The organism is Pseudomonas asplenii, from assembly GCF_001293465.1.
Taxonomy (GTDB): domain Bacteria; phylum Pseudomonadota; class Gammaproteobacteria; order Pseudomonadales; family Pseudomonadaceae; genus Aquipseudomonas; species Aquipseudomonas fuscovaginae_B.
The window spans coordinates 59,877-72,735 of record NZ_JSYZ01000018.1 but is presented as its reverse complement, the minus strand read 5'-3'; the positions used below and the strand labels follow the sequence as shown (position 1 = coordinate 72,735).

Sequence of the window (12,859 nt, the reverse complement as noted above, 5' to 3'; positions counted from 1 at the left end):
GCGCGCCTTATAATGCACGCCTTTGCGTTAATCATCAGGCTGCAAGTTCTTGGCAAATATAGATAACCCGGCTGCCGAAATGGCGGCCGAAGGCTTTTTCCGCATCGCCCTGGGCGTGGAATACAAAGGCTCGCGCTACCGTGGCTGGCAGCGCCAGGCCTCGGGCGTGCTGTCGGTCCAGGAAACCCTGGAGGATGCGCTGTCGAAGGTGGCGGACTCGCCGGTCTCGCTGATGTGCGCCGGGCGCACCGACGCCGGTGTGCATGCGTGCGGGCAGGTGGTGCATTTCGATACCCGCGCCGAGCGTTCGATGAAGGCCTGGACCATGGGCGCCAATATCAATCTGCCCCATGACATCAGTGTCACCTGGGCCAAGGTCATGCCGGCGCATTTCCATGCCCGCTTCAAGGCCATCGCCCGGCGCTACCGCTACGTGATCTACAACGACCAGATCCGTCCGGCGCACCTCAATGAGGAAATCACCTGGAACCATCGGCCGCTGGATGAGCAGCGTATGGCCGAGGCCGCACGCTACCTGGTCGGTACCCACGATTTCAGCGCCTTCCGCGCCGGGCAATGCCAGGCCAAGTCGCCGATCAAGGAAGTGCACCACCTGCGGGTCACCCGGCACGGCAAGATGATCGTCATCGACATCCGTGCCGGCGCCTTCCTGCACCACATGGTGCGCAATATCGCCGGTGTGCTGATGACTATCGGTGCCGGTGAACGCCCGGTCGAATGGGCGCGCGAGGTGCTGGAGAGTCGCATCCGTCGTACGGGTGGGGTGACGGCGCATCCGTTCGGGTTGTACCTGGTGCAGGTGGAGTACCGCGACGAGTTCGAGTTGCCCGAACGTTATATCGGGCCACACTTCCTCACCGGTTTCTCGGAGCTTGCCGGCTGACGCCTGGAAAAGCATTTGCTACCATCCGGGCCTTTATCCGGAAAACCTTGGGGTTCTGACGACATGTCCGCCGTTCGCAGCAAAATTTGCGGAATCACCCGCATTGAAGATGCGTTGGCCGCGGTCGAGGCCGGAGCCGATGCCATCGGTTTCGTGTTCTATGCCAAGAGCCCGCGGGCGGTGACGTTCCAGCAGGCGCGGGCGATCATTGCCGCACTGCCGCCGTTCGTCACCACCGTGGGCCTGTTCGTCAACGCCAGTCGTTGCGAGCTGGGCGAGATTCTCGATGCGGTGCCGCTGGACCTGTTGCAGTTCCATGGCGATGAGACCGGCGCGCAGTGCGAGGGCTTCAACCGGCCGTACATCAAGGCGCTGCGGGTCAAGGCCGGTGACGACATCGCCGCGGCCTGCCGGGCCTATCCCGGTGCCAGCGGCATCCTGCTCGACACCTATGTCGAAGGCGTGCCGGGTGGAACCGGCGAGGCCTTCGACTGGTCTCTGGTGCCGCAGGGCCTGAGCAAGCCGATCATCCTGGCCGGTGGCCTGACTGCGGACAACGTGGCGCAGGCCATTGCCCAGGTCAAGCCGTATGCCGTGGATACCAGCGGCGGGGTCGAGCAGAGCAAGGGCATCAAGGACCCCGCGAAGATCAAGGCGTTCATCCAGGCGGTGCGCGCCAGTTGATTGCCGATGTGACGGGCGGCAATCTGCCGCCGTCCATGCTTACCGCCACAGAAAACAGGCGGGCCCGGTTGTCCGACGGGCCGAAAACGAATTGGAGAAAGAAAGCATGAGCAACTGGTTAGTAGACAAACTGATCCCTTCGATCATGCGTTCCGAGGTGAAGAAGAGCTCGGTGCCCGAGGGCCTGTGGCACAAGTGCCCGTCGTGCGACGCGGTGCTCTATCGTCCGGAGCTGGAAAAGACCCTGGACGTCTGCCCCAAGTGCAACCACCACATGCGTATTGGCGCCCGCGCCCGCATCGATATCTTCCTGGACGCCGAAGGCCGCGTCGAGCTGGGGGCTGACCTGGAGCCGGTCGACCGCCTGAAGTTCCGCGATGGCAAGAAGTACAAGGACCGCCTGAGCGCGGCACAGAAGCAGACCGGCGAAAAAGACGCTCTGGTTTCGATGAGCGGTACCCTGCTGGGCATGCCGATCGTGGTATCGGCGTTCGAATTCTCGTTCATGGGTGGCTCCATGGGCGCCATCGTCGGCGAGCGCTTCGTTCGTGCGGCCAACTACGCCCTGGAAAAACGTTGCCCGATGGTCTGCTTCTCGGCTTCCGGCGGTGCGCGGATGCAGGAAGCGCTGATCTCGCTGATGCAGATGGCCAAGACCTCGGCCGTGCTGGCACGCCTGCGCGAAGAAGGCCTGCCGTTCATCTCCGTGCTGACCGACCCGGTCTACGGTGGGGTTTCCGCCAGCCTGGCGATGCTCGGCGACGTGATCGTCGGTGAGCCGAAGGCGCTGATCGGTTTCGCCGGCCCGCGCGTGATCGAGCAGACCGTACGGGAAAAACTGCCGGAAGGCTTCCAGCGCAGCGAGTTCCTGCTGGAACACGGTGCCATCGACATGATCATCCCACGCCAGGAGCTGCGTCCGCGCCTGGGTAGCCTGCTGGCGCAGATGATGGGCCTGCCGACGCCTGTGTACGTGGCGGCACCTGTCGAGCCTGTCGTTGTTCCACCGGCACCGGCAAAAGTATGACCGAACGTACCCTGGGCGACTGGCTCGCCTACCTGGAGCAACTGCATCCATCGGCCATCGACATGGGGTTGGAGCGCTCGCAAGAGGTAGCGAACCGCATGGGGCTGGGCAAGCCGGCGCCCCGGGTAGTGACCGTTACGGGCACCAACGGCAAGGGCTCGACCTGCGCCTTCGTCGCCTCGCTGTTGATGGCGCAAGGTCTCAAGGTCGGCGTCTACAGTTCGCCACACCTGCTGCGCTACAACGAGCGCGTGCAGATCAACGGTGTCGAGGCCAGCGATGCCGAGCTGTGCGAGGCCTTCGTCGCGCTGGAAGCCGGCCGTGGCGATACCTCGCTGACCTACTTCGAGATGGGCACCCTGGCGGCGTTCTGGCTGTTCGAGCGTGAACAGCTGGATGCCGTGGTGCTGGAAGTCGGTCTTGGCGGGCGCCTGGATACGGTCAATGTGGTCGACGCCGACTTCGCCCTGGTGACCAGTATCGGCGTCGATCATGCCGAGTACCTGGGCAACACCCGCGAGTCGGTGGCCTACGAGAAGGCCGGGATCTTCCGTGCGGGCCGGCCGGCGCTGTGCGGTGACCTGAATCCGCCCCAGCCGCTGCTGGACAAGGCGCGTGAGCTGAACAGCCCGCTGTTGCTGCGCGGCCGCGATTTCGACCTCGCGTCCACCGACCGTCATTGGCAGTGGCGCGGTGTCGACGGCCAGGGCCTGCCGCTCGAACTGCACGACCTGCCGTTGCTGGACCTGCCGATGGAGAATGCCGCATTGGCACTCCAGGCCTATGCGCTGATGGGGTTGCCCTGGCAGCCCGAGCGCATCGGTGCCGCCCTGCAGGCGACGCGGATCGTGGGTCGACTGGACCGGCGGACCGTCAACTGGCAGGGTAGGCAGGTCAGGCTGATGCTGGATGTCGGGCATAACCCGCATGCCGCCGAGTACCTGGCCCAGCGTCTGGCACGCCAGCCGCTGGCCGGACGACGCCTGGCGGTGTTCGGCCTGCTGGCGGACAAGGATCTCGACGGCGTGGTGGCGCAGCTGGATGGCCATGTGCAGCATTGGGCGGTCACGCCGCTGCAGTCGCCGCGCAGCCGCCCGGCTGCGGACCTGCAGGTTGCCTTGCAGGCCCGCGGCGCGGCGGTGACGGTGTATGAAAGCGTGGCCACGGCGCTGGAAGGGCAGTGTGCCCAGGCCACGGTCGATGATGAGATTCTGTTGTTCGGATCGTTCTTTTGCGTAGCCGAGGCGCTGGAATGGCTGGCCCGGCGCGCCACGGAGGAAGCTGCAGATGGCATTGCTGGATAGGGCGTACAAGCAGCGGATGGTCGGCGCGCTGGTATTGGTGGCGCTGGCGGTGATCTTTCTGCCGATGCTGTTTTCCCGTCAGGATGAACAGCGCCAGGTGCGTGTCGACCCGCCAGCGGCGCCACAGGCCCCCGTGGTGCCCCAGGTGCATGTCGAGCCGGTGGCCGTGCCGGAGCCGCAAAACCTGCCCCAGGACCCCTTGCCGCCAGAGGACGACGAGGTCGTGGCCGTTCCGGCAGCGCCTGCGGCCAAGCCGGCCACTGCGACGCCGGTCGCTCCAGCCGTCCCTGCGACCAAGCCGGTGGCTCCGGTAGCGACGACCAAACCGGCGACCCCCGCGTCCGTGCCTGCTTCGGCGGCCAAGCCCGCCGCGGTACCCGCGCAGACGCCGGCCCAGGTGGTGGCGCAGGCTCCGGCGAAGCTCGATACCACGCAGAATCGCGTCGACCCCAACGGTCTGCCGATCAGTTGGTCGGTACAACTGGCCAGCCTGTCGAGCCGGGAGGGTGCCGAGAGCCTGCAGAAGAGCTTGCGCAGCCAGGGCTACAACGCCTATATCCGTTCCGCCGATGGCAAGAACCGGGTCTTCGTCGGTCCCCTGATCGAGCGTGCGGAGGCTGATCGCCTGCGCGACCTGCTCGGTCGCCAGCAGAACCTGAAGGGTTTTGTCGTTCGTTTCCAGCCCGAGCGCGGTTAAGCGCCGGGTTGTACGAAATCCACCGAACAACTGCCTTACCAGCAAGGCGGCGCTCTGCTAAAATGCGCCGCCTTATCCGTCTGTAGGCTGCACTGTGCCATTTACCTGGGTTGACTGGGCGATTATCGCGGTAATCGTCGTTTCTGCTTTGATCAGCTTGAGTCGCGGCTTCGTCAAGGAAGCCTTGTCCTTGCTCACCTGGATCATCGCCGGTGTGGTCGCCTGGATGTTCGGTGGCTCGCTGTCCGTGTACCTCACCGACTACATCCAGACACCTTCGGCTCGCGTGATCGCGGGCTGTGCAATCATGTTCGTCGCGACCCTGCTGGTCGGCGCCATGATCAATTACCTTATCGGCGAGTTGATTCGCGTCACCGGCCTGTCCGGGACCGATCGCTTTCTCGGCATGGCCTTCGGCGCCGCGCGTGGCGCGCTGCTGGTGGTCGTCGCGGTCGGGCTGCTCAGCCTCGGGCCGGTACAGCAGGATCCGTGGTGGCAGGAGTCCCGGCTCGTGCCACAATTTTTAATGGTTGCAGATTGGTCAAAGAACCTCATATTGGGGTGGAGCAGTCAGTGGCTGGCCAGCGGAATCAGCGTACCCGCTGATATTCCGTTCAAGGAGCATCTCTTGCCGGGCAAACCCGCCCAGTAAGAGTCGTTCAGTTCAGATTCATTAAGTAGGGGTTGCGTCGCATGTGTGGCATCGTCGGTATCGTCGGTAAGTCGAACGTCAATCAGGCGCTGTATGACGCGCTAACCGTGCTCCAGCACCGCGGCCAGGACGCTGCCGGTATCGTGACCAGCCATGACGGCCGGTTATTCCTGCGCAAGGACAACGGACTGGTCCGTGACGTATTCCAGCAGCGCCATATGCAGCGCCTGGTGGGCCACATGGGCATCGGCCATGTGCGCTACCCGACTGCCGGCAGCTCGACTTCGGCTGAGGCCCAGCCGTTCTACGTCAACTCGCCTTACGGCATCACCCTGGCGCACAACGGCAACCTGACCAACGTCGAACAGTTGGCCAAGGAGATCTACGAGTCCGACCTGCGTCACGTCAACACCAACTCCGACTCGGAAGTGCTGCTCAACGTGTTCGCCCACGAGCTGGCCCTGCGCGGCAAGCTGCAGCCGACCGAGGAAGACGTGTTCGCCGCAGTGACCGACGTGCACAACCGTTGCGTCGGCGGCTACGCGGTGGTGGCGATGATCACCGGCTACGGTATCGTCGGCTTCCGCGACCCCCATGGCATTCGTCCGATCGTGTTCGGCCAGCGTCACACCGATGAAGGCGTCGAGTACATGATCGCCTCCGAGAGCGTGTCCCTGGACGTGCTCGGCTTCACCCTCATCCGTGACCTGGCTCCGGGCGAAGCGGTCTACATCACCGAAGACGGCAAGTTGCACACCCGTCAGTGCGCGACCAACCCGAGCCTGACCCCGTGCATCTTCGAACACGTCTACCTGGCGCGTCCGGACTCGATCATCGACGGCGTGTCGGTGTACAAGGCGCGCCTGCGCATGGGCGAGAAACTGGCCGAGAAGATCCTGCGCGAGCGTCCCGACCATGGCATCGACGTGGTCATCCCGATTCCGGACACCAGCCGTACCGCGGCCCTGGAGCTGGCGAACCACCTGGGCGTGAAATTCCGCGAAGGTTTCGTGAAGAACCGCTATATCGGCCGGACCTTCATCATGCCGGGCCAGGCGGCGCGCAAGAAATCCGTACGGCAGAAGCTCAACGCCATCGAGCTGGAATTCCGCGGCAAGAACGTGATGCTGGTGGACGACTCCATCGTTCGCGGCACCACCTGCAAGCAGATCATCCAGATGGCCCGTGAAGCCGGGGCGAAGAACGTCTACTTCTGCTCGGCGGCCCCGGCTGTGCGTTACCCCAACGTCTACGGCATCGACATGCCGAGTGCCCACGAACTGATCGCCCACAACCGTACCACCCAGGACGTTGCCGACCTCATCGGTGCCGACTGGCTGGTCTATCAGGACCTGCCGGACCTGATCGAAGCCGTGGGCGGTGGCAAGATCAAGATCGAACAGTTCGACTGCGCGGTATTCGACGGCAAGTACGTCACCGGCGATATCGACGAGCACTACCTGAACCGGATCGAGCAGGCGCGCAACGACGCGGCCAAGGCCAAGACCCAGGCGGTCAGCGCGATTATCGATCTGTACAACAACTGATTGGAACCCGGCCCTGTGGCGCGGCGTCTGGTATGCCGCGTTCCTTGAGCAGGCCGCGATCCCTGTAGGAGCGCGGCTTGCCCGCGAAGCTTTTGGCGGCCTTGGGCGGCCTCTTCGCGGGCAAGCCCTGCTCCTACAGTCATATGCGTCTCTCCAGGGGCCGGTTCCGTATCTTCCAAAGATTGAGAGCAAGGAGTGGCAGCATGAGTCAGGAATGGGATGCCGGTCGGCTGGACAGCGATCTCGACGGCGTAGCCTTCGACACCCTGGCCGTCCGTGCCGGTCAACACCGCACCCCGGAAGGCGAGCACAGCGATCCGCTGTTCTTCACCTCCAGCTACGTTTTCCGCACCGCCGCCGACGCGGCCGCGCGCTTTGCCGGCGATGTGCCGGGTAACGTCTATTCGCGCTACACCAACCCGACCGTACGTGCCTTCGAAGAGCGCATTGCCGCGCTGGAAGGTGCCGAGCAGGCCGTGGCGACCTCGACCGGCATGTCGGCGATCATGGCCGTGGTCATGAGTCTGTGCAGCGCCGGCGACCATGTGCTGGTATCGCGCAGCGTGTTCGGTTCCACCATCAGCCTGTTCGAGAAGTACTTCAAGCGCTTTGGCGTGGAGGTCGACTACGTGCCGCTGGCGGAACTGTCCGGCTGGGAGGCGGCGATCAGGCCCAACACCAGGCTGCTGTTCGTCGAATCGCCGTCGAACCCGCTGGCCGAGCTGGTGGACATCGCCGCCCTGGCGGAAATCGCCCACGCCAAGGGCGCGCTGCTGGTGGTCGACAACTGCTTCTGCACGCCAGCGGTACAGCAGCCGCTGAAGCTGGGTGCGGACGTGGTGGTGCATTCGGCGACCAAGTACATCGACGGCCAGGGCCGTTGCATGGGGGGCGTGGTCTGCGGTCGCAACGAGCAGATGAAGGAAGTCGTCGGCTTCCTGCGCACCGCTGGCCCGAGCCTCAGCCCGTTCAACGCCTGGATCTTCCTCAAGAGCCTGGAAACCCTCAACCTGCGCATGCGTGCCCACTGTGCCAATGCCCTGGCCCTGGCCGAATGGCTGGAGCAGCAGGACGGCATCGAGAAAGTCCACTACGCCGGCCTCAAGAGTCATCCGCAGCACGAACTGGCCCAGCGCCAGCAGCGTGGTTTCGGCGGGGTGGTGAGCTTCGAGGTCAAGGGGGGCAAGGAGGGCGCCTGGCGCTTCATCGACGCCACCCGGATGATCTCGATCACCGCCAACCTGGGTGACAGCAAGACCACCATCACCCACCCGAGCACCACTTCCCACGGCCGTCTGTCGCCGCAGGAGCGTGAAGCGGCGGGGATCCGCGACAGCCTGATCCGCGTTGCGGTCGGCCTGGAAGACGTGGCTGACCTGCAGGCCGACCTGGCGCGCGGCCTGGCTGCACTGTGATCGAGTTGGGTTTCGAGGTGGGCGTTGGCAACAACGGCCGCGTCGCGCTGGTGACCGGCGCGGCACGGGGCATCGGCCTGGGGATCGCGGCCTGGCTGATCAGCGAGGGCTGGCAGGTGGTGCTGGCGGACCTGGATCCGGTGCGCGGTGGCAAGGTGGCCGAGGTGTTTGGCGAGAACGCCTGCTTCATCGCCATGGACGTCTCCGACGAGGCGCAAGTGGCCCGGGGCGTGGCCGAGGTGCTCGGGCGCTTCGGCCGGCTCGATGCGCTGGTCTGTAACGCGGCGATTGCCGATCCGCACAACATCACCCTCGAAAGCCTCGACCTGGCGCACTGGAATCGGGTGCTGGCGGTCAACCTCAGCGGGCCGATGCTGCTGGCCAAGCATTGTGCGCCGTATCTGCGCGCCCATTGCGGGGCCATCGTCAATATCGCCTCGACCCGGGCCACGCAGTCGGAGCCGGATACCGAGGCGTATGCGGCGAGCAAGGGTGGCCTGCTGGCATTGACCCATGCGCTGGCGATGAGCCTCGGGCCGGAGATCCGGGTGAACGTGGTCAGCCCGGGCTGGATCGATGCTCGTGACCCGGCGCAGCGTCGGGCCGAGCCGTTGAGCGAGAGCGACCATGCCCAGCACCCGGTGGGCCGGGTCGGCACGGTCGAGGATGTGGCGGCAATGGTGGCATGGCTGTTGTCCAAGGGCGCGGGTTTTGTCACCGGCCAGGAATTCGTGGTCGATGGCGGCATGAGCCGGAAGATGATTTACGCCGAGTAGGGCGCTGCAGCCCGCTTGGCATGAGGTTTTCGTGGTACCGGAACTGACATGAATGTGTCTTTTTCAGAAAAACTTCAAGCAGGCTATTGACTTAGGTTCTCTACCTGCGTAAATTTCGCGGCCTCGACGAAGCAAAGGGTGATTAGCTCAGCCGGGAGAGCATCTGCCTTACAAGCAGAGGGTCGGCGGTTCGATCCCGTCATCACCCACCACTTCTCGAGTCTTTCGCAAGAAAGCATCTCGCAAGAGAATCGGAAGTTCTGTGAAGAACCTCCAACCGACGCGCAGCGGTAGTTCAGTCGGTTAGAATACCGGCCTGTCACGCCGGGGGTCGCGGGTTCGAGTCCCGTCCGCTGCGCCATATTTTGTACAGATCGATTGTTTGGTAAGCAAACGAACGATCTGCGACAGGGAAGGTACCGAAGCTTTCCTTGTCACGGGTTTGAAAGTTTCAAACGGACGCAAGTCCGAGCGATACGCAGCGGTAGTTCAGTCGGTTAGAATACCGGCCTGTCACGCCGGGGGTCGCGGGTTCGAGTCCCGTCCGCTGCGCCATACAAGGCTTCGAGGCCCTTGAACTCCTCGAAGCGAAAGAAGAAGCCCCGATTTATCGGGGCTTTTTTTTGCCTGCGAGAACGCCTTCGACGCTTCAGCCACTGGCGGGGAAGCCACTGCGCCGGGCCTGGGCGGTCGTCAGTAACGCCACGGCCAGCAAGCCGGCCACTATCCACGGCAGGGCCTGCACGCCCAGTCCATTGAGCGCCAGCGCGCCACTCATGGCGCCACCGGCAATTGCCAGGTTCCACACCGTGACCAGCATCGATTGCGCGATGTCGGCGGCTTCTGCGGCTGTTTTCGCCAGGGCGGTCTGCAGCAGCGCCGGCAAGCCACCGAAGGACAACCCCCAGACCGCGACAGCGACATGAATCGGGATGGCCGAGGCATTCCATAATCCCAGTGCCACGGCCGAGCCGCCGAACAGAATGCAACTGATCAGCGTCAGTTGCCGCAGCCAGCGATCGATCAGCAGGCCGGTCCCCCAGATGCCGAACAGGGCGGCGAGGCCGAATACCAGCAGCACCTGATCAACCCGTTCGACCAGGCCAGCCGGTGCCAGGAACGGCGCGATGTAGGTGTACAGGATGTTGTGCCCCAGCACGTAGAGGAAGGTCACCAGCAACACCGCCTGCACGCCGGGCAGGCTGGCCACCTTCAGCAGCGGCAGGCGTCGGTTGGCGCTCTGCCCGGCGAAGTCCGGCACCTGCCAGCGGACCCAGCCGATCAGCAGCAGGGTCATCGCGCTCATGATCGCGAAGCTCAGGCGCCAGCCGAAGCTGTTGCCGAGGAAGGTGCCGAGGGGAATGCCCAGGGACAGGGCCAAGGGCGCTCCGAGCATGGCGATGGCGATTGCCCGGCCTTGCAGGTGGCTGGCCACCATGCGGCTGGCATAACCGGCCAGCAATGCCCACAGCAGCCCGGCAAACACTCCGGCCAGCCACCGGGCGAGCAGCGTCAGCCAGTAGTGGCTCGACACCGCGGTGACCGCATTGACCAGCGCAAAGCCGGCGACAGCGCCGAGCAACAGCGGCCGACGCCGCCAACCCTGGGTCAGCAGGGTCAGGGGAATGGCGGCGAGCAGCGAGCCGAGGGCGTAGGCGGTGATCAATTGTCCGACCAGCGCCTGGCTGACGCCCAGGTCAGTGCTCATCTGCGGCAGCAGTCCGGCCGGCAGCGCCTCGGTGAGGATGGTGATGAAACCGGCCGCGGCCAGGGCCAGCAGCCCGGAAAGCGGCAGGCGGTCGGTTTCTGCCGAAGAGGTGGCGCTACAGCGCTGTGTGTTCATGGGAGTCCTTGTCGGTGATGGGCGAGACAAGGCTGCGAGGTTAGAGAACGGCGCCAGGGAGAAAAACAGGCTAGAGTTCCAAACTTATCGGACGTTGATGTCCGTAATCCTGGAGAGCCAGACGATGGATAGCCTGGGCAGTATTTCGGTGTTCGTGCAGGTTGCCGACACCCGCAGTTTCACCGAGGCGGGCCGAGTGCTCGGGGTGTCCTCCTCGGCGGTGGGCAAAAGCATTGCCCGTCTTGAAGCCCGGCTCGGTGTGCGGCTGTTTCACCGCAGTACCCGCAGTATCACGCTCACTGCCGAGGGCGCACTGTTCCTGGAACGCAGCCGGCGCATCCTGGCCGAGGCCGAGGCCGCCGAGCAGGAACTGATCGACACCACCCGCGAGCCCCATGGCAAGCTGCGCATCAGCCTGCCGCAGTCGCGCGGGCTGGTGATGCCGGTGCTGGTGGCATTCATGCGGCGTTACCCGCAGATCGAGCTGGAAGTCGACCTGTCCGATCGCATGGTGGACGTGATCGAGGAGGGCTTCGATGCCGTGGTGCGCACCGGCCAGCCCCAGGACTCGCGATTGATGTCCCGCGCCCTGGGGCGCTACCAACTGACACTGGTGGGGGCGCCCGACTATTTTCGCCAGTACGGCACGCCACGGGTGCCGGCCGACCTGGCCGGGCATGCCAGCCTGCGGCACAAGTTCTGCGCCACCGGCAAGCTGGAACCCTGGCCGCTGCGCCTGGCTCCGGGCGAGGCGGAGCCGGCGATGAAGACGCTGATGATCTCCTCGCCGATCGAGGTGCTGGGTTACGTGGCCCAGCAAGGATTGGGGATCGCCTGCCTGCCGGACTACATGATCCACGAGGCGGTGGCCGAGGGACGATTGGTGCGGGTGCTCGACGATTACCTGGAGCACAGCGGAACTTTCTGGATGCTCTGGCCGTCAAGTCGTCATGCCTCTGCAAAACTGCGGGTACTGATCGACCACCTGAGCGAAGGTCTTTTTCCTGAAAAATCGCTGTCGTAAGGTATTTAAGACACTAAAAGCGCGCGCTCTGGAATGGCGATCTGATGCACAATACGCCCCGGACCGTTTTACTCAGGATTATCAATGTCGACATCATTCCACTTGCGTACCCTGGCATTGGCCCTGGTGCTGGTGGGCGCCGCAGGTTGCTCCTCGCCCAAGACCGCCGTTTATGAACATGAGAATTTCGACGATTCCGGAACCTTCTCGCGCAACTACTCGGTGAACGAGAAGGCCTCCTGCGAGGCGGCCCGACGCGCCTTGCTCAGCCAGGGCTATATCATCACCAGCACCGACCCCAAGCTGATCACCGGCAACAAGAGTTTCCAGCAGACCGGCGATACCCACCTGCAGATCAGTTTCAGCATCGTCTGTGCGGCCGATGGCAGCAGTGGCAAGCGTTCGACGGTGTTCGCCAATGCCCTGCAGGACCGTTACGCGCTGAAGAAGCTCAACAACTCGGCGAGCCTGGGTGTGGGCGTGCTGGGTTCGGTGTCGATGCCGATCGGTTCGACGGATGATTCGATGGTCAAGGTGGCCAGTGAGACGGTGTCCTCGGCGACCTTCTATGACCGCTTCTTCAACCTGGTGGAGCTGTTCCTGCCGCCCGAGGTGAAGAAGGAGCAGCACACCGACGAGAAACCCAAGGCCGATCTCGGCGTGCCGGAGAGTGCCGCGGCGACCCGGCCTGAAGCGGCGCCGGAACCGGCCAAGGCGGCCGAGCCGGCCCATGCGGCACCGGCTCAAGCGGCACCGGCTCATGCAGAACCTGCCCATGTAGAGCCAAGCCCCGCCGCGCCTGCCTTGACCGCTCCAGCCGTTCCAGAACAGATCAAGCCGCTGCCGGAAGCCGCGCCTGCCACACCGGCAGCCCCAGCCGAATCTGCACCGGCCAATGAAAAACCGGTCCTGCCGGCAACGACGCCGCCGGCCACTGAGTCCGCTCCGGCCACCACCGAGCCGGCTGCGCCGGCCCAGTGAGGCGT

The 12,859-nt window shown here is 64.4% G+C and carries 12 protein-coding genes and 3 tRNA genes; 14 read left to right on the top strand and 1 reads right to left on the bottom strand.

What is annotated here, in order from left to right; genetic code table 11:
* The first annotated feature begins 79 nt into the window (after window positions 1-79).
* From truA to PF66_RS21895, 12 genes are all read left to right on the top strand, one after another.
* Window positions 80-904 (top strand): tRNA pseudouridine(38-40) synthase TruA, encoded by an 825-nt coding sequence (gene truA, locus PF66_RS21950; protein ID WP_054058349.1) that lies wholly within the window; start codon window positions 80-82, stop codon window positions 902-904.
* 63 nt (window positions 905-967) lie between these two features.
* The gene (locus PF66_RS21945) at window positions 968-1,588 is read left to right on the top strand and encodes a phosphoribosylanthranilate isomerase (protein WP_054058350.1); all 621 of its coding nucleotides are present in this window, start codon (window positions 968-970) and stop codon (window positions 1,586-1,588) included.
* A gap of 106 nt (window positions 1,589-1,694) precedes the next feature.
* Complete coding sequence (gene accD / locus PF66_RS21940; RefSeq protein ID WP_054058351.1) at window positions 1,695-2,615, top strand: acetyl-CoA carboxylase, carboxyltransferase subunit beta; 921 nt, start codon at window positions 1,695-1,697, stop codon at window positions 2,613-2,615.
* The gene (gene folC, locus PF66_RS21935) at window positions 2,612-3,919 is read left to right on the top strand and encodes a bifunctional tetrahydrofolate synthase/dihydrofolate synthase (protein WP_054063823.1); all 1,308 of its coding nucleotides are present in this window, start codon (window positions 2,612-2,614) and stop codon (window positions 3,917-3,919) included. The genes accD and folC overlap by 4 nt, the downstream gene beginning before the upstream one ends.
* A complete protein-coding gene (locus tag PF66_RS21930; RefSeq protein WP_054063822.1) occupies window positions 3,903-4,616 on the top strand; it encodes an SPOR domain-containing protein in 714 nt (237 codons plus the stop codon). Before folC ends, PF66_RS21930 begins: the two co-directional genes overlap by 17 nt.
* A gap of 94 nt (window positions 4,617-4,710) precedes the next feature.
* Entirely contained in the window at window positions 4,711-5,268 is a 558-nt protein-coding gene (locus tag PF66_RS21925) for a CvpA family protein (RefSeq protein ID WP_054058661.1), read from the top strand.
* A gap of 41 nt (window positions 5,269-5,309) precedes the next feature.
* Entirely contained in the window at window positions 5,310-6,815 is a 1,506-nt protein-coding gene (gene purF, locus PF66_RS21920) for an amidophosphoribosyltransferase (RefSeq protein WP_017904424.1), read from the top strand.
* A 203-nt stretch (window positions 6,816-7,018) separates the two neighbouring features.
* The gene (locus PF66_RS21915) at window positions 7,019-8,230 is read left to right on the top strand and encodes an O-succinylhomoserine sulfhydrylase (RefSeq protein WP_054063821.1); all 1,212 of its coding nucleotides are present in this window, start codon (window positions 7,019-7,021) and stop codon (window positions 8,228-8,230) included.
* A 17-nt stretch (window positions 8,231-8,247) separates the two neighbouring features.
* Window positions 8,248-9,006 (top strand): SDR family oxidoreductase, encoded by a 759-nt coding sequence (locus tag PF66_RS21910; protein ID WP_192842717.1) that lies wholly within the window; start codon window positions 8,248-8,250, stop codon window positions 9,004-9,006.
* A 136-nt stretch (window positions 9,007-9,142) separates the two neighbouring features.
* Window positions 9,143-9,218: transfer RNA gene (locus PF66_RS21905), tRNA-Val, on the top strand.
* Window positions 9,219-9,290: 72 nt separating this feature from the next.
* Window positions 9,291-9,367, top strand: a tRNA-Asp gene (locus tag PF66_RS21900).
* A gap of 117 nt (window positions 9,368-9,484) precedes the next feature.
* Window positions 9,485-9,561, top strand: a tRNA-Asp gene (locus PF66_RS21895).
* 94 nt (window positions 9,562-9,655) lie between these two features.
* On the opposite strand, the gene PF66_RS21890 is transcribed toward PF66_RS21895, so the two are convergent.
* Window positions 9,656-10,849 (bottom strand): MFS transporter, encoded by a 1,194-nt coding sequence (locus PF66_RS21890; RefSeq protein ID WP_054063820.1) that lies wholly within the window; start codon window positions 10,847-10,849, stop codon window positions 9,656-9,658.
* Window positions 10,850-10,973: 124 nt separating this feature from the next.
* On the opposite strand from PF66_RS21890, the gene PF66_RS21885 reads away from it, so the two are divergent.
* Window positions 10,974-11,873 carry a LysR family transcriptional regulator gene (locus tag PF66_RS21885; protein ID WP_054063819.1) on the top strand — a complete coding sequence of 300 codons (900 nt, stop codon included), beginning with the start codon at window positions 10,974-10,976 and terminating at the stop codon, window positions 11,871-11,873.
* A gap of 84 nt (window positions 11,874-11,957) precedes the next feature.
* Complete coding sequence (locus PF66_RS21880; protein ID WP_054063818.1) at window positions 11,958-12,854, top strand: DUF2242 domain-containing protein; 897 nt, start codon at window positions 11,958-11,960, stop codon at window positions 12,852-12,854.
* Window positions 12,855-12,859: the final 5 nt, after the last annotated feature.